This is a genomic window from Streptomyces cinnamoneus (assembly GCF_014650495.1).
Taxonomy (GTDB): domain Bacteria; phylum Actinomycetota; class Actinomycetes; order Streptomycetales; family Streptomycetaceae; genus Streptomyces; species Streptomyces cinnamoneus.
The window spans coordinates 77,311-104,183 of sequence record NZ_BMVB01000008.1 but is presented as its reverse complement, the minus strand read 5'-3'; the positions used below and the strand labels follow the sequence as shown (position 1 = coordinate 104,183).

19 protein-coding genes, 2 tRNA genes and 1 pseudogene are annotated in these 26,873 nt (G+C 71.5%); 9 read left to right on the top strand and 13 right to left on the bottom strand.

Features of this window, described 5'->3' with window-relative positions; translation table 11 throughout:
* Positions 1–72: 72 nt before the first annotated feature.
* From wecB to IE182_RS14050, 3 genes are all read left to right on the top strand, one after another.
* Positions 73–1,203 carry a non-hydrolyzing UDP-N-acetylglucosamine 2-epimerase gene (gene wecB / locus IE182_RS14060; protein ID WP_190110127.1) on the top strand — a complete coding sequence of 377 codons (1,131 nt, stop codon included), beginning with the start codon at positions 73–75 and terminating at the stop codon, positions 1,201–1,203.
* Positions 1,204–1,481: 278 nt separating this feature from the next.
* Positions 1,482–2,849: an XrtP-associated glycosyltransferase gene (locus IE182_RS14055; RefSeq protein ID WP_190110126.1), complete on the top strand. Its 1,368-nt coding sequence runs from the start codon at positions 1,482–1,484 to the stop codon at positions 2,847–2,849.
* 158 nt (positions 2,850–3,007) lie between these two features.
* Positions 3,008–4,228, top strand: a complete 1,221-nt coding sequence (locus IE182_RS14050) for a hypothetical protein (RefSeq protein ID WP_373303554.1) — start codon at positions 3,008–3,010, stop codon at positions 4,226–4,228.
* Here the strand turns inward: IE182_RS14050 and IE182_RS14045 are convergent.
* Complete coding sequence (locus tag IE182_RS14045) at positions 4,201–6,834, bottom strand: valine--tRNA ligase (protein WP_190110125.1); 2,634 nt, start codon at positions 6,832–6,834, stop codon at positions 4,201–4,203. The two genes, IE182_RS14050 and IE182_RS14045, sit on opposite strands and share 28 nt — an antisense overlap.
* Before the next feature lie 198 nt (positions 6,835–7,032).
* Between IE182_RS14045 and IE182_RS14040 the strand changes: the two genes are divergently transcribed.
* The 4 genes from IE182_RS14040 to IE182_RS14025 all read left to right on the top strand — a co-directional run bounded on the left by IE182_RS14040 (position 7,033) and on the right by IE182_RS14025 (position 10,969).
* Positions 7,033–7,989 carry a hypothetical protein gene (locus tag IE182_RS14040; protein ID WP_190110124.1) on the top strand — a complete coding sequence of 319 codons (957 nt, stop codon included), beginning with the start codon at positions 7,033–7,035 and terminating at the stop codon, positions 7,987–7,989.
* A 2-nt stretch (positions 7,990–7,991) separates the two neighbouring features.
* The gene (locus IE182_RS14035; protein WP_190110123.1) at positions 7,992–8,867 is read left to right on the top strand and encodes a hypothetical protein; all 876 of its coding nucleotides are present in this window, start codon (positions 7,992–7,994) and stop codon (positions 8,865–8,867) included.
* Positions 8,868–8,959: 92 nt separating this feature from the next.
* Positions 8,960–9,874 (top strand): hypothetical protein, encoded by a 915-nt coding sequence (locus IE182_RS14030; RefSeq protein ID WP_190110122.1) that lies wholly within the window; start codon positions 8,960–8,962, stop codon positions 9,872–9,874.
* A 204-nt stretch (positions 9,875–10,078) separates the two neighbouring features.
* Positions 10,079–10,969: a hypothetical protein gene (locus IE182_RS14025; protein ID WP_190110121.1), complete on the top strand. Its 891-nt coding sequence runs from the start codon at positions 10,079–10,081 to the stop codon at positions 10,967–10,969.
* A 75-nt stretch (positions 10,970–11,044) separates the two neighbouring features.
* On the opposite strand, the gene clpX is transcribed toward IE182_RS14025, so the two are convergent.
* The 5 genes from clpX to IE182_RS14000 all read right to left on the bottom strand — a co-directional run bounded on the left by clpX (position 11,045) and on the right by IE182_RS14000 (position 15,791).
* On the bottom strand, positions 11,045–12,331 hold the full coding sequence (gene clpX, locus IE182_RS14020; RefSeq protein WP_086566545.1) for an ATP-dependent Clp protease ATP-binding subunit ClpX: 1,287 nt from the start codon (positions 12,329–12,331) through the stop codon (positions 11,045–11,047).
* 219 nt (positions 12,332–12,550) lie between these two features.
* Entirely contained in the window at positions 12,551–13,219 is a 669-nt protein-coding gene (locus tag IE182_RS14015) for an ATP-dependent Clp protease proteolytic subunit (protein ID WP_177337882.1), read from the bottom strand.
* Between the two features lie 53 nt (positions 13,220–13,272).
* The gene (locus IE182_RS14010; RefSeq protein ID WP_190110348.1) at positions 13,273–13,878 is read right to left on the bottom strand and encodes an ATP-dependent Clp protease proteolytic subunit; all 606 of its coding nucleotides are present in this window, start codon (positions 13,876–13,878) and stop codon (positions 13,273–13,275) included.
* A gap of 333 nt (positions 13,879–14,211) precedes the next feature.
* A complete protein-coding gene (gene tig, locus IE182_RS14005; RefSeq protein WP_190110120.1) occupies positions 14,212–15,570 on the bottom strand; it encodes a trigger factor in 1,359 nt (452 codons plus the stop codon).
* A gap of 144 nt (positions 15,571–15,714) precedes the next feature.
* Positions 15,715–15,791 (bottom strand) — tRNA-Pro (locus tag IE182_RS14000).
* A 177-nt stretch (positions 15,792–15,968) separates the two neighbouring features.
* On the opposite strand from IE182_RS14000, the gene IE182_RS13995 reads away from it, so the two are divergent.
* Positions 15,969–16,039: transfer RNA gene (locus IE182_RS13995), tRNA-Gly, on the top strand.
* A 95-nt stretch (positions 16,040–16,134) separates the two neighbouring features.
* Here the strand turns inward: IE182_RS13995 and IE182_RS13990 are convergent.
* Positions 16,135–16,329, bottom strand: a complete 195-nt coding sequence (locus IE182_RS13990) for a hypothetical protein (RefSeq protein ID WP_190110119.1) — start codon at positions 16,327–16,329, stop codon at positions 16,135–16,137.
* A 257-nt stretch (positions 16,330–16,586) separates the two neighbouring features.
* Between IE182_RS13990 and IE182_RS13985 the strand changes: the two genes are divergently transcribed.
* Positions 16,587–17,672 (top strand): acyltransferase family protein, encoded by a 1,086-nt coding sequence (locus tag IE182_RS13985; RefSeq protein WP_190110118.1) that lies wholly within the window; start codon positions 16,587–16,589, stop codon positions 17,670–17,672.
* 75 nt (positions 17,673–17,747) lie between these two features.
* On the opposite strand, the gene IE182_RS13980 is transcribed toward IE182_RS13985, so the two are convergent.
* The 6 genes and pseudogenes from IE182_RS13980 to IE182_RS13955 form a co-directional block, all read right to left on the bottom strand.
* A complete protein-coding gene (locus IE182_RS13980) occupies positions 17,748–19,187 on the bottom strand; it encodes a DUF6177 family protein (RefSeq protein WP_190110117.1) in 1,440 nt (479 codons plus the stop codon).
* Positions 19,184–23,176 (bottom strand): type VII secretion protein EccCa, encoded by a 3,993-nt coding sequence (gene eccCa, locus IE182_RS13975; protein ID WP_190110116.1) that lies wholly within the window; start codon positions 23,174–23,176, stop codon positions 19,184–19,186. The genes IE182_RS13980 and eccCa overlap by 4 nt, the downstream gene beginning before the upstream one ends.
* Positions 23,173–24,342, bottom strand: coding sequence for a MinD/ParA family ATP-binding protein (locus IE182_RS13970; protein WP_190110115.1), 1,170 nt, complete (start codon positions 24,340–24,342; stop codon positions 23,173–23,175). The genes eccCa and IE182_RS13970 overlap by 4 nt, the downstream gene beginning before the upstream one ends.
* A gap of 26 nt (positions 24,343–24,368) precedes the next feature.
* Positions 24,369–25,790 carry a type VII secretion integral membrane protein EccD gene (gene eccD / locus IE182_RS13965; RefSeq protein WP_190110114.1) on the bottom strand — a complete coding sequence of 474 codons (1,422 nt, stop codon included), beginning with the start codon at positions 25,788–25,790 and terminating at the stop codon, positions 24,369–24,371.
* Between the two features lie 198 nt (positions 25,791–25,988).
* Positions 25,989–26,223: pseudogene (locus tag IE182_RS13960) on the bottom strand (hypothetical protein); the annotation flags it as partial.
* Between the two features lie 39 nt (positions 26,224–26,262).
* Positions 26,263–26,823, bottom strand: coding sequence for a hypothetical protein (locus tag IE182_RS13955; RefSeq protein ID WP_190110113.1), 561 nt, complete (start codon positions 26,821–26,823; stop codon positions 26,263–26,265).
* Positions 26,824–26,873: the final 50 nt, after the last annotated feature.

Genomic DNA, 26,873 nt, shown 5'->3' with positions numbered 1-26,873 from the left:
GCCCTCCTGACGCGCAACCGAGGCACCCCAGGCTCGTGAGCTGTCCCCGCCACCAGCCTCAGGAGTCCCCTCGTGCTCTCCCTGCCCCCGCGTAGCGTCGCCATCGTTCTCGGTACCCGCCCCGAGCTGGTCAAGCTCACGGACCTCGTGCGTCTCCTGGGCCCCGCTGCCCACCTGGTGCACACCGGGCAGCACTACGACGAGGAGCTCTCCGGCCGCTTCCTGGCCGAGCTGGGCCTGCCCGAGCCGACCTTCCTGACCGGCGTGGGCGGGCAGCCGCGCGCCGTGCAGATCTCCGCCGCGCTCGCCCAGCTCGACGAGCTGTTCACCGCCGAGCCGCCGCTGGCGGTCGTCGTCCAGGGCGACACCAACGCCGCCCTCGCGGGTGCGCTCGCCGCCAACGCCCGGGGCATCCCCCTGCTCCACGTCGAGGCCGGCCTGCGCAGCCACGACCGCAACATGCCCGAGGAGCACAACCGCGTCCTCATCGACCGCATCGCCGACGTGCTGTGCGCCGCCACCGAGGACAACCGCGCCAACCTGCTCACCGAGGGCGTCGAGGACTCCCGGATCGTCGTCACCGGCAACACCGTCGTCGAGGCCGTCCGCAACCAGCTCCCCGCCGCCGGGGACCGCGCGGCGCTGCTGGCCGGCCACGGGCTGGCCACCGACGGCTACGTCCTGGCCACCGTGCACCGGCCCGAGAACACCGACTCGGCGGACGCCCTGCGGGCGATCCTCACCGAGCTGGCCGCCCTGGCCACCGCCGACCGCCCGGTCGTGCTGCCGCTCCACCCGCGCACGCGGGCACGGATCGGGGCCGCGGGCCTCACGGGCCTGCTCGCCCCGCTGACGGTGACCGCCCCGCTCGGCTACTCCGAGTTCCTGGCCCTGGCCCGCCACGCGGCCCTGCTGGTCTCCGACTCGGGCGGCATCCAGGAGGAGTGCACGGTCCTCGGCCGCCCGCTGGTGGTCGTACGCCGCTCCACGGAGCGGCCGGAGGCCATGGCGGACTTCGCGGACCTGGTGGAGCCGGGGGCGGAGATCGGGCGGGCCGCCACCCGTCGCCTGACGGAGGGCGCGGACGGTCTGCGGCGGCTGGCCGCCCTGCCGAGTCCCTTCGGGGACGGCCTGGCGTCGGACCGCATCGTGGCGCTGCTGACGGCGATCGCGGCCCCCGCGGAGCTGGCCACCGCGGCGTAGGCGGTTCCTTCCCCCACCCCGCCCCTTCCCGCTGCATCCGATATGCGGCTCCGCCGCGTGGCGGGGCTCCGCCCCCGGGCCCCCGGTCCTCAATCGCCGGACGGGCTGGATCTTCCAGCCCGTCCGGCGCCGAATCCAGCCCGTCCGGCGATTGAGGACACGAAACGGTGAATGGGGGCACCTCCCAGCGGTAGCTGGGGGAGGGACCGGGGCCCCCTTCCGCGCCGCCACGCGCAACGAACCGCACCCGTAAACGCACCCCCGGAGCCCCCACCCGCATGTTCTCCAGCCCCTTCCTCCTCGCCTTCCCCTTCTTCCTCCTCCTGTGCTTCCTCCTCTACTGGGCCGGCGCCCGCCACGCGTACACCCGCCGCCCCGCCGTCGAGAACGGCAACCCCGACGCCTTCGACTGGCACTTCTTCGTCCCGTGCCGTGACGAGGAGGCCGTCGTCGGCACGACCGTGACGCGGCTGCGGGCCGACCACCCGGGCGCGCACGTATGGGTCATCGACGACGACAGCGACGACCGCACCGGCGCCATCGTCGCCGCCCTCGCCGACGAGGACCGGCGCGTCCACCTCGTCAGCCGTGTGCGCCCCCACGCCCGCCAGGGCAAGGGCGCCGCGCTCAACGCCGCGTACGACGAGCTGAACCAGTTCCTGTCCAAGGACACCGACCGCGAGCGCGTCGTGGTGTGCGTCATCGACGCCGACGGCCAGCTCGCCCCGGACGCCCTGGCCCGCGTCAGCGGCCCGCAGGGCTTCGGCGACCCCGGGACCGGCGGCGTCCAGGTCAGCGTCCGGATGCGCAACACCGACGACCCCCGTCCGCTCGGCGAGGACCGCGGCCGCGTCCGCAACGCCGTCGCCCGCCTCCTCGTACGCATGCAGGACATGGAGTTCTCCGTCTCCAACGCCGGCATGCAGCTGCTGCGCGGCCGCACCGGCTCCGTCGGCCTGGGCGGCAACGGCCAGTTCACCCGGCTCGCCTCCCTGGACCGCATCGCCGCCGCCGAGCGCCGGCCCTGGCAGCGCGGGGCGCTGCTGGAGGACTACGAGCTGGGCCTGCACATGATCCTCAGCGGTGACCGGATAGCCCACATAGCCGACACCTGGGTCTCCCAGGAGGGCCTGCCGCACGGCCGCCGCTTCCTCACCCAGCGCACCCGCTGGGCCCAGGGCAACCTGCAGTGCGTGCGCTACGCGCCGCGCATCGTCTCCTCCCGCCACTACGGCGGCAAGGGCGTCCTGGAGACGCTCTACACCTTCCTGCAGCCCGTCGCCCACCTGGTCACGCTCGCGCTGTGCGCGGTGATGTTCGCCCTCCTCGGCCTGACGGCCGCTCAGGACGGCGTGGACGAGGCGTTCGGCGGCATGCTGGCCCTGTGGCCGCTGGTGCTGGCGCTGGCCGTCGTCTCCGTCCTGCCGTTCGTGCTCTGGGGGCCGGTCTACCGCCGGGACCGGGCGTCCGACCGTTCTATGCTGACCGCCCTGCTGTGGGGCCTGGCCCTGTGGCTGTACGCGTACCACCTGTTCCCCGCCTCGGCTCGGGGGTTCGTCCGGATGCTGCGCGGCCGCAACGGCTGGGCGAAGACGCGACGCAACGCCGAGCGCGTCGAGTCCGGCCCGGTGGCCATCGAGGTCTGACCGCGGGACTGCCCCGGCCCGGCCGCGGGGCCCGGCCGCCCCGCCCGATGAGTTCGGTCACAGAAGTGACCGGCGGAGCAACTTTCCGTTCCCTTCCGCCATCTGACCGCCGGTGATATCTATGCCCGGAACGGTTCCGGGTGGCGGAACGGAGCGTTGTGCGAATACCACAACTGAGCAATCGGACGCATTTGCTGCTGCTCACCGGGTGGGCCGCGCTCTGGTTCGCGATCGTCGCGCCCAGTGGCGGCTTCTCGTGGCACTACCTGCGCACCGGCGGTGAGCTCATCTACGGCTCCTCGGGCGACGGCGGGCTGAACCTCTACGCCCACCACCCCGAGCTGCAGATGGGCCCCGTCAGCTTCCTCGTGGCGGGCCTGTTCAACCCCTTCCCCGCCGAGGTGGGCCAGGTGCTGGCCGAGGCGCTCATGTCCGCCCTCGGCCTGGTGATCATGGTTCTCGCCGGTCGCAGCGCCGCCCGGCACTTCCTGGGCACGGGCACCAACCACCAGCGGCTGCGGCAGCGCGTCCTCGTGGCGGGTCTGGCCTTCATCCCCATGTGGATCGAGGTCTCGGTCCGCTTCGCGCACCTGGACGACGTCCTCGCGCTCTTCTTCACCGCCCTGGCGGTCTATTACCTGACGCGCTGCAACGCGGCGGCGACCGGCATCTGCATGGCTCTCGCCCTGGACTCCAAGCCCACCGCGCTGGCCTTCCTGCCGCTGCTGCTGGCCCTGCCCAAGGAGCGGTGGCTGCGCGCGGGCCTGTGGTGCGCGGCCCTGGTGGCGGTGGCCTGGCTGCCGTTCTTCGTCGTCGCCCCGGACTCCTTCGCCGCGGCGAAGTTCACCATCCCCAACAACCCGGCCTCCGCACTGCGCTGGCTGGGCGGCAACACCCCCGTGACCCCCGACTGGGCCCGGCCCACACAGGCCGCGCTCGGCCTCGTGCTCGGCGCGATCGCGGTCTGGCGGGGGCGGTGGGCGGCGGTCGTGCTGCTGGGCGCCAACGCCCGGATCGTCCTCGACCCCAGCGTCTACACGTACTACACGGCCTCGGTACTGCTGGGCACTCTGCTGTGGGACGTGTGCGGCCAGCGGCGCCTCGTGCCGTGGTGGAGCTGGATCGCGCTGATCGTCCTGTACGGCAGCGTCTTCGCCGTCCCCGACGAATCGGCCAAGGGCCTGATCAGGCTCGGCTTCGTGGCCGTCTCGACCGTGTACGTGCTCTTCGCGCCCGTACGCGACCGCCGGGACCGGAACCAGCACAGGCCCCTCGACCGGGTGGAAGAGGAGCCTGTGGAGGGTCCGTGGGGTCCCATGTGGGACCCGGGCAGGACTAGACCTTGGGCCTCCTACTTCTCGGGCAGGGCGGCCAGCTGAGCGCTGATCCGCTCGATGTCGGCCTCGGCCGTGGCGAGCCGCTTGCGGATCTTCTCCACGGCCGCCTCGGCGGCCTTGGCGAGGAACGCCTCGTTGCCCAGCTTGGCCGTGGACTGCGTCTTGTCCTTCTCGGCCGCGGCCAGCGCCTTGGTCAGCCGCTTGCGCTCGGCCTCGACGTCGATCGTGCCGGACAGGTCGAGCGCCACGGTCGCGCCGGCGACCGGGAGCGACGCGGTGGCGGCGAAGCCGTCACCGGCCGGCTGGAGGCGCAGCAGCAGACGCATCGCGTCCTCGTGCGCCGCCAGCGCCGTGCCGGCCAGCTCCAGCCGGGCCGGGACCCGCTGGCCCGGCTGCAGGCCCTGGTCGGAGCGGAAGCGGCGGACCTCGGTGACGACCTGCTGGACCGTCGCGATCTCCTGCTCGGCGGCGGCGTCGCGGAAGCCGCTGTCGGCCGGCCAGTCCGCGACGACCACGGACTCGCGGCCGGTCAGGGCGGTCCACAGCGTCTCGGTGACGAACGGGACGACCGGGTGCAGCAGGCGCAGCGTGACGTCCAGGACCTCGCCCAGGACGCGGCGCGACGCCTCGGCCTCGGGGCCGCCCTTGGCGAAGGTGGACTTGGACAGCTCGACGTACCAGTCGAAGACCTCGTCCCACGCGAAGTGGAAGAGCGAGTCGGAGAGCTTCGCGAACTGGTAGTCGTCGTAGAGCGCGTCCACCTCGGCGACGACCGAGTTGAGGCGGGAGAGGATCCACCGGTCGGTGGCGGACAGCTGCTCGGCGGGCGGCAGCTCGCCCTCGACCGTCGCGCCGTTCATCAGCGCGAAGCGGGTGGCGTTCCAGATCTTGTTGGCGAAGTTGCGCGAGCCCTGGACCCAGTCCTCGCCGATCGGCACGTCCACGCCGGGGTTGGCGCCGCGGGCGAGGGTGAAGCGGACGGCGTCGGAGCCGTACTTGTCCATCCAGTCCAGCGGGTTGACGGCGTTGCCGAAGGACTTCGACATCTTCTTGCCGAACTGGTCGCGGACCATGCCGTGCAGGGCGATGGTGTGGAACGGCGGGGTGCCGTCCATCGCGTACAGGCCGAACATCATCATCCGGACGACCCAGAAGAAGAGGATGTCGTAGCCGGTGACGAGGACGGAGTTCGGGTAGAACTTCGCGACGCTGTCGGTCTTCTCGGGCCAGCCGAGGGTGGAGAAGGGCCACAGGCCGGAGGAGAACCAGGTGTCCAGGACGTCGGTCTCCTGGTGCCAGCCCTCGCCCGTGGGCGCTTCGTCGTCCGGGCCGACGCAGACCATCTCGCCGTCGGGGCCGTACCAGACCGGGATGCGGTGGCCCCACCACAGCTGGCGGGAGATGCACCAGTCGTGGAGGTTGTCGACCCAGCCGAAGTAGCGGGACTCCATCTCCTTGGGGTGGATGGCGACGTCGCCGTCGCGGACGGCCTTGCTGGCGGCCTCGGCCAGCGGGCCGACCTTGACCCACCACTGCATGGACTGACGCGGCTCCAGCGTCGTCTTGCAGCGCGAGCAGTGGCCGACGGAGTGGGTGTACGGGCGCTTCTCGGCGACGATCCGGCCCTCGGCGCGCAGGGCGCCGACGATCGTGGAACGGGCCTCGAAGCGGTCCAGGCCGAGGAAGGGGCCGTGGACGGTGATGACGCCGTGCTCGTCGAGCACGGTGAGCGACGGCAGGTCGTGCCGTCGGCCGATCTCGAAGTCGTTCGGGTCGTGGGCCGGGGTGACCTTGACGGCACCCGTGCCGAACTCGGGGTCGACGTGCTCGTCGGCGACGACCGGGATGCGGCGGCCGGTCAGCGGCAGCTCGATCTCGGTGCCGACGAGGTGCTGGTAGCGCTCGTCCTCGGGGTGGACGGCCACGGCGGTGTCGCCGAGCATCGTCTCGGCGCGGGTCGTGGCGACGACGATGGAGGCGTCACCCTCGCCGTAGCGGATGGAGACGAGCTCGCCGTCGTCGTCCTGGTACTCCACCTCGATGTCGGAGATGGCGGTCAGGCAGCGCGGGCACCAGTTGATGATGCGCTCGGCGCGGTAGATCAGCTCGTCGTCGTAGAGCTTCTTGAAGATCGTCTGGACGGCCTTGGAGAGGCCCTCGTCCATGGTGAACCGCTCGCGCGACCACGCCACGCCGTCACCCAGACGACGCATCTGCCCGGAGATCTGGCCGCCGGACTCGCCCTTCCACTGCCACACGCGCTCGACGAACGCCTCGCGGCCGAGGTCGTGGCGGGACTTGCCCTCCTTGGCCAGCTCGCGCTCGACGACGTTCTGCGTGGCGATGCCGGCGTGGTCCATGCCGGGCTGCCACAGCACCTCGAAGCCCTGCATGCGCTTGCGGCGGGTGAGGGCGTCGATCAGCGTGTGCTCGAAGGCGTGGCCCAGGTGGAGCGAGCCGGTGACGTTCGGCGGGGGGATGACGATGGTGTACGGCTCTTTGTCGCTCTTCGCGTCGGCCTCGAAGTAGCCTCGCTCTACCCAGCGCTCGTACAGCGGCCCCTCTACCTCGGCCGGCGCGTACTGGGTCGGCAGTTCGGGAGCGTTGTCGTTCGGCCCGCTGTCGGGGCGCTGAGTGTTCTCGGTCACGGGCGGAATTCTACGGGGCGGTGCTGACAGCTCACGAATCCGTTTCCGCCCGGTTGCACCCCGATGCGCACGGCGGGTGCCGGCGACCCCACTACCACTGTTCCGAAACCGTTGCGTACCCGAGGTAAAGCAGGTGTAAGCCATCGGGAAGGATGGCGCGAACCATTGCGAGACGTCCCAGCGAAGAGGAACCCCCCGATGAGCTTCAACCAGCCGGGCCCCTACGGCCAGCCGCCTCAGCCCCCGCAGGGTCCCAACCCCTACGGCCAGCCCGGCTACGGCTACCCCCAGCAGCCCCCGGCTCCGGCTCCCGCCTACGGCCAGCAGCCCCAGGCGCCGTACGGCGCCCCGCAGCAGCCGGCCCCGGGCGGCTGGGGCCAGCCCCAGCCGGCCCCCGGAGGCTGGGGCCAGCAGCCGGGCGTGCCGGGCCAGTACCCCCCGCCGGTGCCGCCCCAGGGCGGCGGCAAGGGCAAGGCCGTCGGGATCACGATCGGCGCTCTGGTGGTCGTCGGCGCGCTGGTGGGCGGGGCGATGTTCTTCCTGGGGGGTGGGAGCGACGGGGATGTGAAGCCTTACACGATGGTGATGCCGGAGACGCTGCTGGAGGGGAAGTTCGCGAAGACCCCGACGCCCGCCGGTACCCAGAACAAGCCGCAAAGCCTTGCCGACAACGAAAAGGCCAAGGCTGCGGGCATCGAGAACGGCACGTCGGTGAACCAGAGCTACACCAATGCCGAGAAGCAGATCCTGTCGGTCGGCGGCACGTACGGCACGATCGCCGACCCGGAGAAGTCCCTCGCCACTGTGATCTCCCTGGGCGACGAGCAGCAGAAGAAGCTTCTCGGATCGATGAACGCGAAGGTCGAGACCATCGCTCCCTGGGCCGAGTTCTCACCGAGCGGCTTTGACGGCGCGGTGATGAAGTGCAGGACTCAGAAGATCATCAGTTCCTTCGGCACCATCTCTTCCGAGACGGAGAGCACGACCTGTGCCTGGTCCGACACCAGCGCGATCGGTTCCGTCTCGCACCAGATCTCGAAGAGCAACAGCCCGTACGGCGCCGCCGCCGGCGCGGCCACCGGCACCGTCATGTCGGCCAAGGACCTCTCAGAAGCCACCGTCAAGGTCCGCAACGAGGTCCGCAAGGAGAAGTAGGGATGAGCCACCCCCAGCCGGGCCCGTACGGACCGCCGCCGATACCGCCCCAGCAGCCGAACCCCTACGCCCAGGGCTACCCCCAGCAGCCGGCTGCCGGCGGCTGGGGCCCGCCCCAGGCCCCCGGGCCGTACGGCCCCTACCCGCCCCAGGGCGGGGGCGGCAAGGGAAAGGCCGTCGCGATCACGATCGGCGCCCTGCTGGTCGTGGGCGCCATCGTGGGCGGGGTCCTCTTCTTCACCGGTGACGGTGACAGCGGCGGCAACGGCGGCGGCGGGGACAACGGTGGCGGCGTCCCCGCCAAGATGGCGGCCTACACGATCGAGATGCCGCAGACGCTGCTGGACGGGAAGTACACCAAGAACACCAGCCTGTCGTCGAGCAAGGACACGGAAGACCTCAGCAACGACCCGAAGGCCAAGGAATTCGGCATCCTCAACGGGACCGGCAAGAAGGCTTCCTACGAGAACGCCGAGAAGCAGCGGCTGAAGGTGACGGCGATCTACGGAGAGCTCGCCGACCCGGCGAAGACCGTGGACGCGCTGTTCGCCGACATGGAGCGGGCCCAGGCGAAGTACAAGGACCGCATCGAGACGGTCACGGAGACCACGGCGTACCGTCCGGCCGGCTTCGACGGCGTCTCCCTCAAGTGCAAGACGCAGCGGGTCAAGAGCACGCTCAGCAGCTTGTCCGTCAGTGACATCAGCACCTGCATCTGGGGCGACGGCAGCGCGGCGGGCGTCGTCGAGCACCGGGTGGTGAAGTCCTCGGGCGGCATCGCCGGCGCCACGACCTCCGCCACCGGCGACGTCATGTCCGCCAAGGAGCTCTCCGAGGCCACGGCCAAGGTCCGCAACGAGGTCCGCAAGGAGAAGTAGCCGGTACGAGGGCCCCTGAGGCCGCGTGGCAGGATTCGCGGGTTGACCTGCACCGGTCAGCCCGTCGTCTCTAAGCCTCAGGGGAAACGAGAATGAGCCACCACCAGCCGGGCCCGTACGGCCAGCCGCCGATGCCGCCCCAGCAGCCGAACCCCTGGGGACAGCCGCCGGCGCAGCAGGGCCAGCCCGGCTACGGGTACCCGCAGCAGCCCGGTCCGTACGGGCAGCCGCAGCCGCAGCCGTACGGGTGGGGGCAGCAGCCGGGGATGCCCGGGCCGTACCCGCCGCCGGTGCCGCCGCAGGGCGGCGGTCCGGGCAAGGCGATAGCCGTCGCGATCGGCGTCCTGGTGCTGGTGGGTGCGATCGCGGGCGGCGGCTTCCTGCTGCTCGCGGGCCGGGACGGGGGGCACAGCAGCAGGAGCAGCAGTAGCCCTGAGAGCCCCGCTCCGGACGGCGGCAAGCGGTACAAGCTGACGACGCCCGACACCGTGGCCGGCGAGTTCAAGAAGGACCTCAAGGACCCCGGCGGCGGCTTCGACTCCGGCGACATGCGCGAGCTGCGGGCGCTCGGCGTCGCCGACGCGGAGACCACCGGCGCGGACTACCAGGCCGGTGACGGCGAGAGCGGCCGGTACCTGCAGTTCAGCGGCGCGTGGGGCAAGGTCTCGAACCCCGGGCGCGTGGTGGACGGGTTCTTTGCGGCGAGCAAGAAGAAGCAGGCCGCCGCCGGCGGCGGCAGCGTCGAGCTCGTGGGGAGCCCGGAGAAGGTCTCCCCGGCAGGGCTGGACGGCGCGGTGATGAAGTGCCAGCAGGCCAAGTACACGAACAGCAAGTTCCCGACCGGCGTCACCATGCCGATCTGCTTCTGGGCCGACAGCAGCACCGTCGGCGTCATCATCCTCACCGACATCTCGGCGGCCGTCGCCGGCAAGGACGTCCCGCTGAACATCGCCGCCGACCTCACGGCCAAGGTCCGCACGGAGACGCGCGTCGAGATCCCGAAGTAGGCCCCGGGTGCCCGCCCTGCTCCTCGGGCAACAGCTTGGGCGGGTACAGCCTGAACTCCGAGGTGCCCAGCGCGAAGGAGAACGGCGCGCGCTCAACTCCGCCACCACCACCGCCATGGAACTGGTGAACGATTCGAGCACTCGAACGAGTGATCGGTCACCGATCAACGGACGCACCTTTGCCCGCGCTCCTAATTTCGGACCATGGTCACTTCACATCATGAGGCGGCACACCGGATCTTTCAGGACCGTCCGGAGCTGCTGGATCCGGTGTTCCGGATCCTGGGCGTGCCGTTACCGGCGAAGGCGTCCGTCGAGGTACTCACGGCGGACGTCACCGAGATCAGGCCGCTGGAGCGGCGCGTGGACAGCGTGCTGCGCATCCAGCCGCCCGACGGCGGCACCGGTCTCGTCCTCGCCATCGAGGCACAAGGGCGCCGGGATCCGGCCAAGGCCGTCAGCTGGGCGTACTACCTGTCCTATCTGAAGGCCAAGTACGCCTGCCCGGCACTGCTGCTCGTCATCTGCCAGGACAGGGCGACCGCCAACTGGGCCACCGGCCCCTTCCGGCTCGGCCCCGAGGGCTGGACCGCGCTGTCCGTGCACCCGCTGGTTCTCGGACCCGAAAACGTCCCCGTCATCACCAGCCCGGACCGGGCCGCCCGGAACCTGGCGCTCGCGGCGTTCTCGGCCATGACGCATGGCTGCGAACAGGAGGCTCCGGCCATACTGGAGGCACTGGCCCGCGCCCTGGCAACGGCCGACCCGGAGTCCGTCGCTTACTACTCGGAACTATTGGAGATCGGCCTGGGGAACTCCCCGGCGCGAGACACCTGGAGGCAACTCATGCCGCGTACCTACTTCCCCGGCCGTGGCACCCTCATCGAGCAGACGTGGCAAGAGGGCGAGGCCGCGGGCCGGGTACAGGAACGCGCCGAGTCGGTGCTGCGCGTGCTGGAGCACCGGAAGATCCCGGTGCCTCCCGAGATCCGTGAGCGCATCCTGAGCTGCACCTACCTGGACACGTTGGGGCAGTGGCTGGACCGCTCCTTCACCGCCTCCACAGCTGAGGAAATCTTCACCAACGGGTACTGACCCCTGTACGCGCGAGGGGGCGCCCCGCCATCCCGGCCGGGCGCCCCCTCGCGTACGTGCGGAAGACGGCGAGCGCTACGCGCTCTTCTCGTGCCGCTCCCCCGGCTCGTTGCCGCGCGTGCGCGGAACGAGCGTCGGGTTGACGTTCGACTGGACGACGTCCGCCGTGATGACGACGCGGGCCACGTCCTTGCGGGACGGGACCTCGTACATCACCGACATCAGGACCTCTTCCATGATGGCGCGCAGGCCGCGCGCGCCCGTGCCGCGCAGGATGGCCTGGTCGGCGATGGCCTCCAGGGCCGGGCGGTCGAAGTCCAGCTCCACGCCGTCGAGTTCGAAAAGGCGTTGGTACTGCTTCACCAGGGCGTTGCGCGGCTCGACGAGGATCTGGAGCAGGGCCTCGCGGTCGAGGTTGTGGACGCTCGTGATCACCGGGAGGCGGCCGATGAACTCGGGGATCATGCCGAACTTCACCAGGTCCTCGGGCATGACCTCCTGGAACTGGTCGCTCGCCTCGATCTCACGCTTGGAGCGGATCGTGGCGCCGAAGCCGATGCCCTTCGCGCCCGCCCGCGACTCGATGATCTTCTCCAGGCCGGAGAAGGCGCCGCCCACGATGAACAGGACGTTCGTCGTGTCGATCTGGATGAATTCCTGGTGCGGGTGCTTGCGGCCGCCCTGGGGCGGGACGGAGGCCGTGGTGCCCTCAAGGATCTTGAGCAGGGCCTGCTGGACGCCCTCGCCCGACACGTCCCGTGTGATCGACGGATTTTCGCTCTTTCGGGCGACCTTGTCGATCTCATCGATGTAGATGATGCCGGTCTCGGCCTTCTTGACGTCGTAGTCAGCGGCCTGGATCAGCTTCAGGAGGATGTTCTCGACGTCCTCGCCGACGTAGCCGGCCTCCGTCAGCGCCGTGGCGTCGGCGATGGCGAAGGGGACGTTCAGCATGCGGGCCAGGGTCTGGGCGAGCAGCGTCTTGCCGGAGCCCGTGGGGCCGAGCAGCAGGATGTTGGACTTGGCCAGCTCGATACCGTCGTCGCGGTTGTGGCCGCCGTTCTCGCCGGCCTGAACACGCTTGTAGTGGTTGTAGACGGCGACGGAGAGGGCCTTCTTCGCGGCCTCCTGGCCGACGACGTAGCCCTCCAGGAACTCGTAGATCTCCCGGGGCTTGGGAAGCTCTTCCCAGCGCACCTCGGAGGTCTCGGCGAGCTCCTCCTCGATGATCTCGTTGCAGAGGTCGATGCACTCGTCGCAGATGTACACACCAGGACCCGCGATGAGCTTCTTCACCTGCTTCTGGCTCTTGCCGCAGAACGAGCACTTGAGCAGGTCGCCGCCGTCACCGATGCGTGCCACGAGGTGCTTCCCCTTCGCCTGGGATCCGCCTTGCTCTGCGGACCCGGGTGCTTGCCTATCGACGGTACCTTGCCGGGCCCCCCGTGCGGGTCCCCCTTGGCCCTACTCGGCCAAGGGAGGACCCGTCGTCGGCGGCACGGTGGCCGGGACCGGACCGGCCGGACGGGCCGGCCGGCGCGGTGGGCCGGACGGAGCCGGCCGACCGGTGGATGGGACCGGTCAGACCGTCACGGACGACTTGCGCGTCGAGACGATCTGGTCGACCAGACCGTAAGCGAGCGCGTCCTCGGCAGTGAGGATCTTGTCGCGCTCGATGTCGTCGCGGATCTTCTCGATCGGCTGGGTGGAGTGCTTGGCCAGCATCTCCTCCAGCTGGGTGCGCATCCGCATGATCTCCTTGGCGGCGATCTCCAGGTCGGAGAGCTGCTCGCGGCCCGTCTGGCTGGAGGGCTGGTGGATCAGCACGCGGGCGTTGGGCAGCGCCATGCGCTTGCCGGGGGTGCCGGCGGCGAGGAGGATCGCGGCGGCGGAGGCGGCCTGGCCCATGCAGACCGTCTGGATGTCCGGCTTCACGAACTGCATCGTGTCGTAGATGGCCGTGAGGGCCGTGAAGGAGCCGCCGGGGCTGTTGATGTAGATCGAGATGTCGCGGTCGGGGTCCATCGACTCCAGGCACAGCAGCTGCGCCATGACGTCGTTGGCCGAGGCGTCGTCGATCTGCACGCCGAGGAAGATCACGCGCTCTTCGAAGAGCTTCGCGTACGGGTCGTACTCGCGGACGCCCTGCGACGTGCGCTCGACGAAGCGCGGGACCACGTAACGGGCCTCGGCCTGCGGGCCGGTGTAGAGGCCGCTGGGGGACGAGATGTTCATGCGGGTGTTCACCATCCTGATGGCGGTCGGTGGGCTGGGATACGGCTGCTGGCGGGTGCTGCCGGGGCTCAGGCCCCGGTGCCGCCGCCGCCCGGAACGCCGGAGGCGTGCGTGATGATCTCGTCGATGATCCCGTACTCCTTGGCCTCCTCCGCGGTGAACCAGCGGTCGCGGTCGCCGTCGCGGATGATCGTCTCGACGGTCTGGCCGGTGTGCAGGGCGGTGATCTTCGCCATGCGGTCCTTGGTGCGGAGCAGCTGCTCGGCCTGGATCTTGATGTCCGAGGCGGTACCGCCCAGGCCCGCGGAGCCCTGGTGCATGAGGATGTCGGTGTTGGGCAGCGCGAAGCGCTTGCCGGGGGTGCCACCGGTCAGCAGGAACTGACCCATGGAGGCGGCGAGGCCCATGCCGATGGTGACCACGTCGTTCGGGATGTACTGCATGGTGTCGTAGACGGCCATGCCGGCCGTGACCGAGCCACCGGGGCTGTTGATGTAGAGGTAGATGTCCTTGGTCGGGTCCGCGGCCAGGAGGAGCATCTGCGCGGTGATCTTGTTGGCGATGTCGTCGTCGACCTGCTGACCCAGGAAGATGATCCGCTCCCCGAGCAGCCGGTTGTAGACCTGGTCGCCGAGGCCACCACCGATGGCGATCTCACCGGCGGCGGAAGGCATCAGATTCGTCACGTATCCACCTGCTCGTCTCTGACGGCAACGGGCCGTCTCCGCGTCTTCTCTGGGGACCGGGGGGTGGCGCGCCGGCACTGCTCCGGCGTGCTGCCATGTCTCCCCTGCCCTCGTATCTACGGACCCTAACGCGCTGGTCGGCAGCCGCCATCCCGCATCCGTAACTGTTCGCTCTGAGCGCAGGTTCGACCCCGCCGCGCAGCGGTCCCGCGTGCGCGGACGGGCCCGGACCCCGGCCCCTCCGCCGGGTGGCGGGGGGCTCGGCGTCCGGGCCCGTCCGTGGAACCTCAGGTGAGGCGTGCCTCAGGAGAGGGGCGAGGCTCAGGCCTCGGTCTGCTCCTCGGCGGCGGCCTCGGTGGCCTCGTCCTCGTCGTCCTCCAGGTCGACGACCTGGCCCTCGGAGTCCTTGACCGTGGCGGCCTCGACGACGGTCGCGAGGGCCTTGCCGCGGGCGACCTCACCGACGAGCATCGGGACCTGGCCCTGCTCGACGACGGCCTGCGCGAACTGGTCGGGGCTCATGCCCGAGGACTGCGCACGGCGCATGAGGTGCTCGGTGAGCTCCTCCTGGCCGACGGAGACCTTCTCCTTGTTGACGATCTCGTCGAGGATGAACTGGGTCTTGATGCCCTTCTCGGCCTGCTCCTTGAGCTCGGCGTCGAACTCCTCGGCCGACTTGCCCTGCATCTCCAGGTACTTGTCGAGCGTCATGCCGATCTGGCCGAGCTGGTGGTGCTCCAGGTTGTGCTTGCGGGTGTTGACCTCGTCCGCGAGCAGCTTCTCCGGCATCGGGACCTCGACCAGCTTGATGAGCTCGTCGAGGACCTTCTCCTGGGCCTGGGTGGCCTGGTCGAACTTCTTCATCCGCTCAAGGCGCTTGCGGCTGTCGGCCTTGAGCTCCTCCAGCGTGTCGAACTCGCTGGCCATCTGGGCGAAGTCGTCGTCCAGCTCCGGCAGTTCGCGGGCCTTGACGGCCTTGACGTCGACCTTGATCTCGGCGTCCTTGCCCTCGGCGCTGCCGCCCTTGAGCTGGGAGGTGAAGGTGGCGGAGGCACCGGCCTCCAGGCCCTTCACGGCGTCGTCGATGCCGTCCAGCAGCTGGCCGGAGCCGATGGTGTAGTCGACGTCGGAGGCGACGCCGTCCTCCAGCACCTCGCCGTCGACCTTGGCCTCCAGGTCGACGGTGACGGTGTCACCCTCGGCGGCGGCGCGCTCGACCGGGGAGGTGGTGGCGAAGCGCTCGCGGAGCTGCTCGACCGACTTCTCGACGTCCTCGTCGCTCACGGCGACGGCGTCGACGGTGACCTCGATGCCGGAGTAGTCCGGGATCTCCAGGGTCGGACGGACGTCGACCTCGGCGGTGAAGGCCAGCAGCTCGCCGTCCTTCAGCTCCGTGATGTCGACCTCGGGCTGGCCCAGCGGGTTCAGGTCGGCCTCGTTGACCGCCTCGGTGTAGAACTTCGGAAGCGCGTCGTTGACGGCCTCCTCCAGCACGGCACCACGGCCGAAGCGCTGGTCGATGACGCGCGCGGGGATCTTGCCCGAGCGGAAGCCCTTCACCGTGACCTGCTGGTTGATCTTCTTGTACGCCGCGTCGAGGCTGGCCTTGAGCTCCTCGAAGGGCACCTCGACAGTGAGCCGAACCCGAGTCGGGTTCAGGGTCTCCACGGCGCTCTTCACGGTTCGGTCTCCTTGGGGCTGACTTCTGGGTTTCTGCTGTTCAGCGGATGCTGATCTCAGCGGACCGCGCCCGGTAGAGAGACACACAGACGCGCAGCTTGCATAGTAACCGCAAGCAGGATGGGCCCCACAATGTGATCTTGCTGGTCGGGGTGGCCGGATTCGAACCGACGACCTTCCGCTCCCAAAGCGGACGCGCTACCAAGCTGCGCCACACCCCGTCGGTGCGAGACGTAGGGTACATGGCCGCGAGGGTCCCGGAGGCCGCTGTCGAAGGGGAAGCCCGTCCCCGGATCACTGTGGGCCGGCCCGTGCGCCGGGGTGATGTGCGGCGCACCGCTTCGACCCGCTACGATGCACACCGTGCCACGCCGCCCGAGGGGCGGCCTGTGGCGCGCGCGGGCGTAGCTCAATGGTAGAGCCCCAGTCTTCCAAACTGGCTACGCGGGTTCGATTCCCGTCGCCCGCTCCGTCCGACGCCTCCGGCCTCCGCCGGGGGCGTCGCTGCGTTCCCGGGGCCTTGCGGTGCCGCGGGTCACGGGGCTCCGGGCCGGCCGGGGCCGGCTAGATCTTGATGTTGCTTATCGTCTCGGCCAGCGAGTTCAGGAACCTCGTGATCGAGGGCGCCATGCCCGTGGACGCCAGGAAGAAGCCGAAGAGGGCGGCAACGATCGCGGGCCCCGTCTTGATGTTGTTACTGCGGATCATCACCACCAGAACGATGGCCAGAAGCAGCACCACGGACAGAGAAACGACCACGACTGATCACACCTTCGCTCGACGGACGCCTGGCCGGGCCCCGGGAGCCGTGCCCTTCCGCACACCCCCCATGTGCATCCATCGTGCCATCAACTCGGCGCCGTGGAAGGTGCCGTGACGATTCATCGGGGTACTACCAGGGGTTCTACCCGTAGGGTTCCGGACGGATTCCATGCGGACGGAGCAGTAATCGGACTGCGGAAGCAGCCTTTGGGGAGGGGTTTCACGCCCCGCCGTCCGCCGCTAGGGTGCCTCGAATGTCCCCCACCGCCACCCCTGCCACGGTGGTCACCGCGCCCGGCCCCGCAGCACCCGCCGGCGCTCCCGCCCCCACGGGGCGCGACCCCTTCTTCGACAACGCCAAGTACCTGGCGATCGTCCTGGTCGCCCTCGGTCACGCGTGGCAGCCGCTCACCTACACCAGCCGCGCGGCGACGGCGCTCTACCTCACCGTGTACGCCTTCCACATGCCGGCCTTCATCCTCATATCGGGCTACTTCTCGCGCGGCTTCGACATGAGTCCGGCCAAGGTCAAACGGCTCGTGACGGGCGTCGCCGTGCCGTACGTGGTCTTCGAGGTCGCCTACACCTACTTCCAGCACTGGGCGGAGGACGAACCTCCGGAGCCGATCTCGCTGACCAACCCCTGGTACCTGAACTGGTTCCTGGCCGCGCTGTTCGTCTGGCGGCTGACCACTCCGCTCTGGAAGTCCCTGCGCTGGCCCGTGCCCGTCGCCTTCGCGATCGCGGTCCTGGCCGCCCTCTCCCCGGACATCGGCAGCGACTTCGACCTCCAGCGCGTCCTGCAGTTCCTGCCCTACTTCGTCATCGGGCTGCACATGAAGCGCTCGCACTTCGAGCTGGTGCGGCGGCGCTGGGTGCGGATCGCGGCCGTTCCGGTGTTCGCGGCCACCGTCGCGGGCGTCTACTGGCTGGCGCCGCGGCTGGAGAACGGGGACGAGTGGGTCTTCCACAACGACAGCGTCCAGAACCTGCACGAGCCCGTCTGGGCCGCACCCGTGATGACCTTCGCCCTCTTCGCCCTCGCGGCGGTGCTCACCGCCTGCTTCTTCGCCTGGGTGCCGGGCCGGACGGTGTGGTTCACCGCGCTGGGCGGCGGAACCCTCTACGGGTTCCTGCTGCACGGTTTCCTGATCAAGCTCTCGCGGTGGTGGGAGTGGTACGACGTGGCCGCGTGGATCCGCCGGCCGGTGGGCGAGGTCCTGGTGACGGTGCTGGCCATCGCGGTGATGACCGCGCTGTGCACGCCGCCGGTGCGGCGGGTGTTCCGGTGCGTCGTGGAGCCGCGGATGGACTGGGCGTTCCGCTCCCCCGCCAAGTGAGGCCCCGCGGCGACGGGGCCCGGGAAGGGCGGGGCCGCGGCCGGTGATCCGGTCGCGGCCCCGCCCCGTGCGTCCTCAGCCGGCCGCGCCGGCGGGGGCCTCCCCGCCGGACCGCAGGTAGTGGGTGAGCGTCTGCAGAGCCTCCCAGCCCTGCACGTCCTGCCCGTCGCCGAGCGCGTAGTAGTAGCCGGGACGGGCCGCCGGACCGAGCCGTACGGGGGCCTGGGGCAGCGGCGTACGGGCCGCGTGGGCCCGGCCCACCTCCCGCACCTCCTCGGCGCCCAGGGCGAAGCCGACGGGCACCGGCAGCTTCTCCAGCCGGGGCGGGACGCCGAGGTCCCGGCCGGCCTCGCGCAGCCGGCACACGAGCGTGCTCAGGCCGTACCGGGTGACGAGCTCGTCCGCCAGCGCGGGCAGCACCTCAAGGGGCGGCTCCTCGCCGGGGCCGTAGCCCAGGGTGAGGGTGACGTCCTCCTCGACGCCGCGGGGCGTGCGGAGGACGCGCAGCGTGGCCAGGGCCGGGCGGTCGGGGGTGCCGACGACCACCGTCCAGGTGGGCCGGGGCGCGCGCTCGTAGGCCAGGTCGGTCAGCTGCCGCCGCGACCACGGCACGTTCGCGGGCTCCGCCGTGCTCCAGCCGGCGGGCGGGGTGCCGGTCAGCTTCTGCCAGGCGGTCTCCAGCGCCCCGCCGAGGACGAGGTCGGCCTCGGGCGCGTGGACGGTGCGGAAGGAGACGATGAGCTGGCGGTCGTCGGTGGGCCGCAGGTCGGCGAACGCCTCGGCGACCGGGGTCTCGCCGCTCTCGTCGCGGTCCGGTACGAACGCGCCGTCCTCCCAGCGCAGCACCGCGCCGGACGTCCCGTCGTAGTAGCCGCACCGTTCGTCCTGGACGACCCAGCGCGTGGGCGCGTCGAGCACCGATCGCAGGGCCGGGGAGATGCGGCAGTGGCCGGGGGTGACGATCTGCAGGCCGCGGTCGCTCTCCAGGCTGGCGCGCAGCGCCTCGGACAGCCAGCTGGTCAGCGGGATGAGCGGGCGGTCCTGGAGGACGATCGCGGCGCGCTCGGTGAGCATGTCGACGGCGGGCTGGGCGGCCGCGGGGGCCGGGACGGCCGTGATGCCGGAGGTGTCGAGCGGGTGGGCGGGGTCCTCGGTGCCCGGGGCGTCGGGCGGCCAGACGCTCCCGCCCAGCATCATGGCCATGCGGGCCGCGAAGAGGCCGGCGAGCGCCTCGGCGGCGGGTACGGACGTGGCGGCGCGGGCCTCGATCCACCAGGCCGTGCCGGAGGGCGGCTCGGCCTCCGGCCCGAGAAGGCGGGCGGCCTCGCCGGGCACCTGGAGCAGCAGCGGCGCCTCGATCGAGACGAGCGGCCGTCCCTCGGCGTCGCACAGCTGGACCACGGCCCCCTCGCCGACGGTCTGCACGTGCAGGTCGGGTCCGCCCGCCAGGAGGCCGGCCAGCATGCTCGCGGTGTCGGGCATGCGCTCGGTGAGCGCGATCACGTCTTTGGTCATCGGGTGTCCTTGTCCCCCTCGTCCTCGGCCAGCGCCGTCTGGATCAGCCGTGTCGCCTCGCCCCGGCGGACGAGCGTGCCGCGGCCCGGCGGCTGGGCGGCCGCGTAGACGCCCGGGAAGAGCTGGCCCTCCTGCCGGTCGCCGGTCATGACGACCGCGGTGGTGCCGCTCTCCCGCAGCGTCATCAGGAACGGCTCGTACAGCGCCCGCGAGGCGCCGGCGACCCGGCGGGTGACCACGAAGTGGAGGCCGATGTCCTGGGCGGAGGGGATGTAGGGCAGGAAGGGCGCGAGCGGCTGCTGGCCGGCGGTGGTGAGGATGTCGTAGTCGTCGATCAGGATGACGATGCGCGGCCCGGAGTACCAGGTGCCCGACGCGAGGGCGTCCTGGGCGGCGAGGTCGTCCGGCATGCGCTTCTCCAGCTCGGTGGAGATTCCGGCGGCCAGGGCGCCGCAGAGCTTGGAGTTGTGCGCGTAGCCGCCGCGGTACTCCTCGGGCACCAGCTTGCGCAGGCCGCGGCGCGGGTCCATGACCGCGAAGACGATCTCCTCGTCCGAGTAGCGGTCCATGAGCCCCTGGGTGACCAGGCGCAGCAGGTTCGTCTTCCCGCACTCGCTGTCGCCCAGGATGATCAGGTGCTGGTCGCGCTTGAACAGGTCGAGCAGGACGGGCGCGAGGGCGGTCTGGTCCAGGCCGATGGGCACCCGGTTGGGTTCGGCGGTCGGCGAGGCCAGGGAGGCGGCCGGGATGCGGGCGGGCAGGACGCGGACGCGCTGGGCGCCGTCGCCCGACCAGCAGGAGCGGATGACGGCGATCGCCTGTTCGACGGCCGGGCCCAGCTCGGAGGTGGCGGCCAGCGAGTCGATGCGCGGCAGCGCGGTCTGGGCGAACAGCTTGCCGTCGGTCAGGGCGCGGCCCGGCTCGTCGGGGGCGAGGGTCTCGGCCAGCTTGCGGTCGATGCTGCTGTCGCCGGGGTCGTTCAGGCGCAGCTCGACGCGCGTGCCGAAGGTGGCCTGGGTGGCGATGCGGACGTCGTTCCAGCGCAGCATCGACGCCACGACGTGGATGCCGTAGCCGCCGCCGCGCTTGAGGAGGTCGGTGACGGCGTCCTCGATGTCCTCGAAGTCGTCGCGCAGGGCGCCGAAGCCGTCGATGACGAGCACGATCTCGGTGGAGGACAGCTCGGGCAGCCGGCCCTCGGCGCGCAGTTCGCGCAGCCGCTCGACGGAGTCGATGCCGTGTTCGCGGAAGAGCTCCTCGCGTTCGGCGAGCATGCCGCGCACTTCCTCGACGGTGCGGGCGGCGCGTTCGCGGTCGGCGCGGCCGGCGATGCCGCCGACGTGCGGGAGGCCGGAGAGGGCGGCGAGGCCGCCGCCGACCAGGTCGAGGCCGTAGATGCCGACCTCGCGCGGCGTGTGGGTCATGGCCAGCGACAGGGCGAGGGTGCGCAGCAGGGTCGTCTTGCCGGACTGGGGGCCGCCGATGACGGCGGCGTGGCCGCCGGCGACGGTGAGGTCGAGGACCCACTGGCCCTGCCACTGCTTGGCGGGGTCGTCGAGGATGCCGAGCGGGACCTTCAGCAGGCCGGGCCGCACGGCCAGCTGCATGCCGCGGGCGCCCGCCTGCACGGGGCCGGCGGAGGTGTCCAGGGCGATGGCCCTGGGCAGCGGCGGCAGCCAGATGGCGCGGGTGGGCCGCGCCGCGCCGCGCAGCTGGTCGACGATGACGGACATGGTGGTGGGGCCGGGGTTGCGGTGGCGCATGGACGGTTCCGCGTCGCCGGCGGCCGTCTCGGGCTCGCCGAGGGTGTTGAAGTCCGGGTAGGGCAGGACGACGGGGCCGGCGTCGTCCTCGGTGGGCAGCGCGGGGCCGCGGTAGGGGCCGGAGACGAAGCTGGCCTTGAACCGCTCGTAGGCGCTGGTGTCGACCTTGAGGTAGCCGAAGCCGGGGATGGGCGGCAGGTGGAAGGCGTCGGGGGTGTCGAGGACGGTGCGGGACTCGTCGGCGGAGAAGGTGCGCAGGCCGAGCCGGTAGGAGAGGTAGGTGTCCAGGCCCTTGAGCTTGCCGCCCTCGATGCGCTGGCTGGAGAGCAGCAGGTGCACGCCGATGGAGCGGCCGATGCGGCCGATGGACAGGAACAGGTCGATGAAGTCGGGCTTGGCGGTGAGCAGCTCGCCGAACTCGTCGATGACGACGAAGAGGTGCGGCAGCGGGTCGAGGTCGGGGCGGCTCTCGCGCAGGGCGGCGTAGTGGCCGATGTCGGCGATGTTCCCGGCGTCCTTGAGGACCTGCTGGCGGCGCTGGACCTCGCCGGCGAGGGAGGAGTGGACGCGCTCGACGAGGCCGGCCTGGTTCTCCAGGTTGGTGATGACGCCGGCGACGTGCGGGAGGTCGGCGAAGGGCGCGAAGGTGGCGCCGCCCTTGTAGTCGACGAGGACCATGGCGAGGTCCTCCGGCGGGTGCGAGGCGACGAGCGCGAGCACCAGGGTGCGCAGGAGTTCGCTCTTGCCGGAGCCGGTGGCGCCGACGCACAGGCCGTGCGGGCCCATGCCGAGCTCGGAGGACTCCTTGAGGTCGAGCAGGACGGGTTCGCGGCTGTCGCTGACGCCGATGGGGACGCGCAGGAAGGCGCGTTCGCCGCGCGGCTGCCACAGGGAGGCGACGTCGAGGGCGGCCGGGTCGTCGATGCCGAGGAGTTCGGCGAAGTCGACGGGGCCGGACAGGGGTGCGTCGACGAGGGACTCGGCGGACAGGCGCAGCGGGGCCAGGAGCCGGGCGAGTCCCTCGGCGCCGGCGGCGGTGGCCTGGTCGGCGGTGCCCTCGGAGGTGAGGGGCTCGGCGGGGCGCAGGTCCTCGATGTGGACCCGGTCGCCGTCGACGGTGATGCGCAGCGAGACGTGCCCGGGCTCCTGGACGCGCTCGGCGACCAGGTGCAGCACGGTGACGCCCATGTCCTGCAGGCCCACGGCCTCGTCGGGGCGGGGCAGTTCGGGGGCGTCCTCGCCGTACTCGTCGCTGACGACGAGGAGCCGGCCGGCCATCTCCAGGGCGTCCTTGCCGGACAGGCCGCGGCGGACCTCGGCGGCGTAGGAGGCGCGGGCGCGCAGGTCGCGGCTCATGAGCCGGGCGAGCGGGGCGAGGCGGGGGGCGATGCGGCGGGCGCTGACGGGCCCGTCGTGCTCGTCGGGGTCGAGGGTGTGGGGCAGCCACTTGAACCAGCCCCAGTCCGCCATCCGTTCGCCGGGGCAGGCGAGGGCGAAGGCGACGTCGTCGGGGGCGTGGGTGACGGCGGCCTGGGTGAGCAGGGCGCGGGCGACGCGCAGGACGCCCTCGCGGTCGCCGACGACGCTGACGTTGCCGGCGCGGTCGAGGGGGACGGTCAGGGGCAGGTCCGCAGCCGTGGAGAAGCGATTCTTCAGGGCGCCGGCCTCGTTGAGCATGAAGCGGTCGGGCGGGGTGAGGACGCTGCCGGTCTGCTGGCCGACCGTCAGGGGGTGGGCGGGCATCCGGCCGGTGCCCACGCGCACGCGCAGGAAGTCGCCGTCCAGGCGGCGTCGCTCCCAGAGGCGGGCCGGGTCGCGCACGAGGTCGTAGAGCGCCTCGGGCGGCGGGTCGAGCAGCCGGGCGCGCTCGCGGCGCTCGCGCTCCTCGGCGCCGAGCTCCTCGCGGAGCTCCTCCAGGTACTCCAGGTAGCGCTCGCGCTGCTGGCGGCGGGTGCGCTGGGCCTTGCCGCGCTGGGACAGCAGCATGCCGACCGAGCCGATGACGGTGACGACCAGCACGATCGCGCCGAGTCCGGCGAACTGGCTGTTGCGCACGACCGTCATCATCACGACGGAGCTCATGACGCCCGCGATGGGCATGAGAGTGTGCAGGGCGCCGCCCGTCTTGCCCTCGGGCAGGTTGGGCGGCGGCTCTATGGTGCGTGCCTCGGGGGCCGCCAGGGGCCGGGTGGTCCGGGCGGGGCGGTGGACTATGCGGATGCTCATCGGGGGCTTCGCCTGCTCATGGCTCGGGTGAGGACGTCGGCGGCGAGCTCGGTGACGGCCTCGCGGGTGACCTGGCCGAGCAGGTCGGTGCGGATCCGGCCGCCGGTGGCGAGGTGCCGGTCGTAAGGAAGCATCAGGACCTTCACGCCGTCGAGCTGCAGGTGCTCCCGGGCGGCGGTCACGTCCAGCGTCATGTGGGGGGACGACGCGGCGACGACCACCACGGTTCCCTCCAGCATCCGCGGCCTCGACAGGGACGCCATCCAGTCCAGGACCGCGCGGGTGCTGGTGATGCCCTCGGCGGTGGCGGGGGTGACCAGCACCCGGGCCTGCGCCGCCGACAGGGCGGTGCGGGACAGCTCGCTGGGAAGGGTGTCGCAGTCGACGACGGTGATGCCGAAGTAACGACGCAGGGCGACCATCGCGGAGCGGTACTCGTCCAGCTCCAGCCGGTTGCCGACCCGGCCCTGGCTGCCGGGCAGCAGCCAGCCGCGGTCGGGCAGCTGGACGAGGTAGCCCACGACGTCGTTGAGCTGCATCGACGGGTCGAGGAGCCGGGCGAGGTCACTGGTCGTCCAGCGCACCTTGGTGACGCCGAGCCGGGCCGGGAGCGTGCCGAGCGCGGCGTCGGCCTCCAGCATCAGCACGGGGTCCTGGCGGTAGTGCGCGTAGGTGCGGCCGAGCAGCGCGGTGACGGTGGTCTTGCCCGCGCCGCCGCGGATGCTGGTGACGACGATCTGACGGCCCGTGGTGAGCGGCTGCTGCAGCGCCTGCGCGACCCGCGTCGCCTCCTCCACCTCCCGGGTGGCCGAGGAGCCGACGAGGCGGCGCAGCGAGCGGGAGGTCCGCTTGGCGGCGGTGTCGCCGCTCAGCGGCTTGCCCTTGACCAGCTCGTCGGGGAGCGGGAGCTCCATGGTGACGGGCGTGGGCAGCGGCCGCGGCGGCGGTGCGGGCCGGGTGGCGGCGACGGGCTGCGGGGGCGCGTCGGCGACGGGTTGCGCGGGCACCGCGCCGGGGCCGCCGGCGGGCGCGGCCGCGCGCACGGCGTCCGGGGCCGGCGACGCACCGGCCTCCGGCGCCTCGCCCGCCTCGTCCACCGCCTTCACAGCGTCCGTCGCCTTGCGCAGGTTGCGCAGTACGTCGCCCTGCCAGTCGTCCTGGGCCATCTCGTCTCTCCTGGAACTGCTGTGACTCAGAACTGGTGGAGCAGGCGCACGTAGACGCCGAACACCCCGACCGCGAGCGGGAACAGCGCGATCACGCCGATGGTCTCGACGAGGTCCACGGCGCGGCGCAGCCGCACCCCGACGTGTTCGGGCAGCCGGATCGCCAGCACGGCGAGCGGCGCGACCGCCACGGCGCACAGCGCGGTCAGCGGCCCGTACGGCGTGCCGGGGATGTGGTCGATCCACAGCACCGCGAGGCGTACCAGCACCACCAGGGCGGCGGCCAGCAGCGCCACGACCTCGGCGACGAGCGGGAAGGCGCGCGAGCGGGAGAGCAGGACGACGGCGAGCACGGCCGTGAGCACGACCGTCCACCACGTGGGCGCGGTGACGGCCAGCAGGCCGCCGGCGGCGGCGGACGCGGCGACGACGGCCGTGGCCAGGGCCAGCCCGCGGTGGGTGGCGGCCAGGGCGGTCTCGACCTCGTGCCGGCTGACGGAGGCGCCGCCGGAGCGGCGGTCGTCGAGCCCGGTGAGTCCGGCCGCCATCAGCGCGAGGCGCGGCAGGAGGCCGAGGACGACGACGGAGACGACGGCCATGACGGTGCCGACGCGGGCCGGTTCGTGCTGGAAGGCCGCGACGGCCTCCCACGCCCCGGCGGTCGCCACGACGGCACCGGCGCCGGTCAGGCCGCCCTTGCCGAGCGGCGAGAACAGCCCGAGGAGCGCGAGCGTCACGGCGAGCGCCCCGGCGACGGCGGCGAGCCGCGCGGGCCCGGACCAGTCGTGCGCGTCGGCCGCACTCCACGCGGCGAGCACGCCGAGCGCACCGCCCGCCAGCATGAGGGTGGTGCCGATGGCGCGGCTGCCCTGGAGGGCACCCTCGTCCTTGGCGCCCCCGTGCACGCCGGCGCCGCGAACGTCGCGGTCGCGGCGGTTGCCGAGGGCGGCGGCAACGGCGCCGACGACGGCGACGAGTGCGGCGATCCCGGCGAGGGAGCCGGCCACGGCGGCCGGGCCCAGGCTGTCGCGCCCGAGCATCCCGGCGGTCACGGCCAGCGCGATCGTCGCCAGGCTCGCGGACCACTGCCGGGACTCGGGACGCCAGCGCCAGGCGCGCACGTCCAGGTCCTCGGCGAGCTCGTCGGTGACGTCGTGCACGACGGGCGCGGAGGGCGCGTCGTGGACGCGGACGAGCCGGAGCAGCGCGCCGTCGGGCACGCCGGCCTCGGCGAGCGTGCCGTCCTGCGGCAGAACCGTTCCGTCAGCGGTGATCAGATGCCGGGCGGCCGGGCGTTCGCCGACCTTGTCGTCCAGCAGCCGCAGGACGTCGGGCAGGAGCCGGCCGATGGGCTCGTCCGCGGGCAGGACCAGGTCCACCCGCCGCCGGTCGCCGATGAGGGTGACCCTGCTCAATTCCGTACGCTGCTTTGCCCCCGCGCTCACCACGCCGGAGAACCTATCACTGGGCCGGCTCCGTCACTTTGTGCGTTCCTTTCGGCTTTGCGGGAGTTGTCTTCGGGTGCGGCGACATTGTCGGGGTCGCCTTCGCGGACGCCGTCTTCGCGGGAGTCGTCTTTTTGTGAGCCGACTTCGTGGAAGTCGCCGAGGGAGTGGGCGACGGCGAAGGCGTCACCGGCGCATAGCGCTGCTCCTGCTGCCGCTGCTGCTCTTTTTGCTTGGCGAGGGTGTGCTGGATGAACGACCATCCCACGCACCCCGCGCACAGAACCGCCGCGACCGCGATCCCCGCGAATATCTTGCCGAGCCTTTCGTCCGCCGTGCGGCGGGCCCGCTGGGCACCGAAGAGCAGGGCATCACGCATGCGCCGGCGCCGTACGGACACCGACTCCAGCAGCTGACTGTCGTAATCCTTCGCCATCATTCCCCGCTCTGCCGGGCTCTACGGACCGGTACGAACCTACGAACCCCGGGCAATCTGAAAGGCCATGAAGAGCACCCAGGCCACCGGGATCAGAGCACCCCAGACGGCGGGTCGCTTGCGCAGCGGCAGCCCGGGGTCCAGTTGCATACCGGGCTGACCGGGGACCGGAGGCGGCAGCTTGTTGAGCTTGGCCCGGGTGAAAACGTTCCAAAGGAGCGTCAACGGGGTCAGAATGACCAGCGAGAGAGGACTCCACCAGCCCTGCAGCAACGTTTTACCGGTCATGTCGCGCCACACGGACGTTCCGCAATTGCGACAGAACGGCCCCTTCAGGCTCAGGAACCGCATCATGATCAGAATGCCCTGATGCCCGCGGACGGTCGCCTCGACGGCGGGGAAGCCACCGCAGAGACGGCAGAACGTCTGCGCCTGATGCCCCTGAAAGCCCTGCGGGAGCTGGTGCTGCCCCTGGGGCGGAAAGCCGGGCTGCGGCTGGAACGGCTGCTGACCCGGAACGGGCTGCTGCGCGGCCGGAAACGACTGCTGTGCCGAATACGGCTGTTGCGCCGGAAACGGCTGCTGCGGCGGAGTCGCCACGAATGTCCCCCGAATCATTCACTTCACGTCGGAACGGTGCGGGCATGACA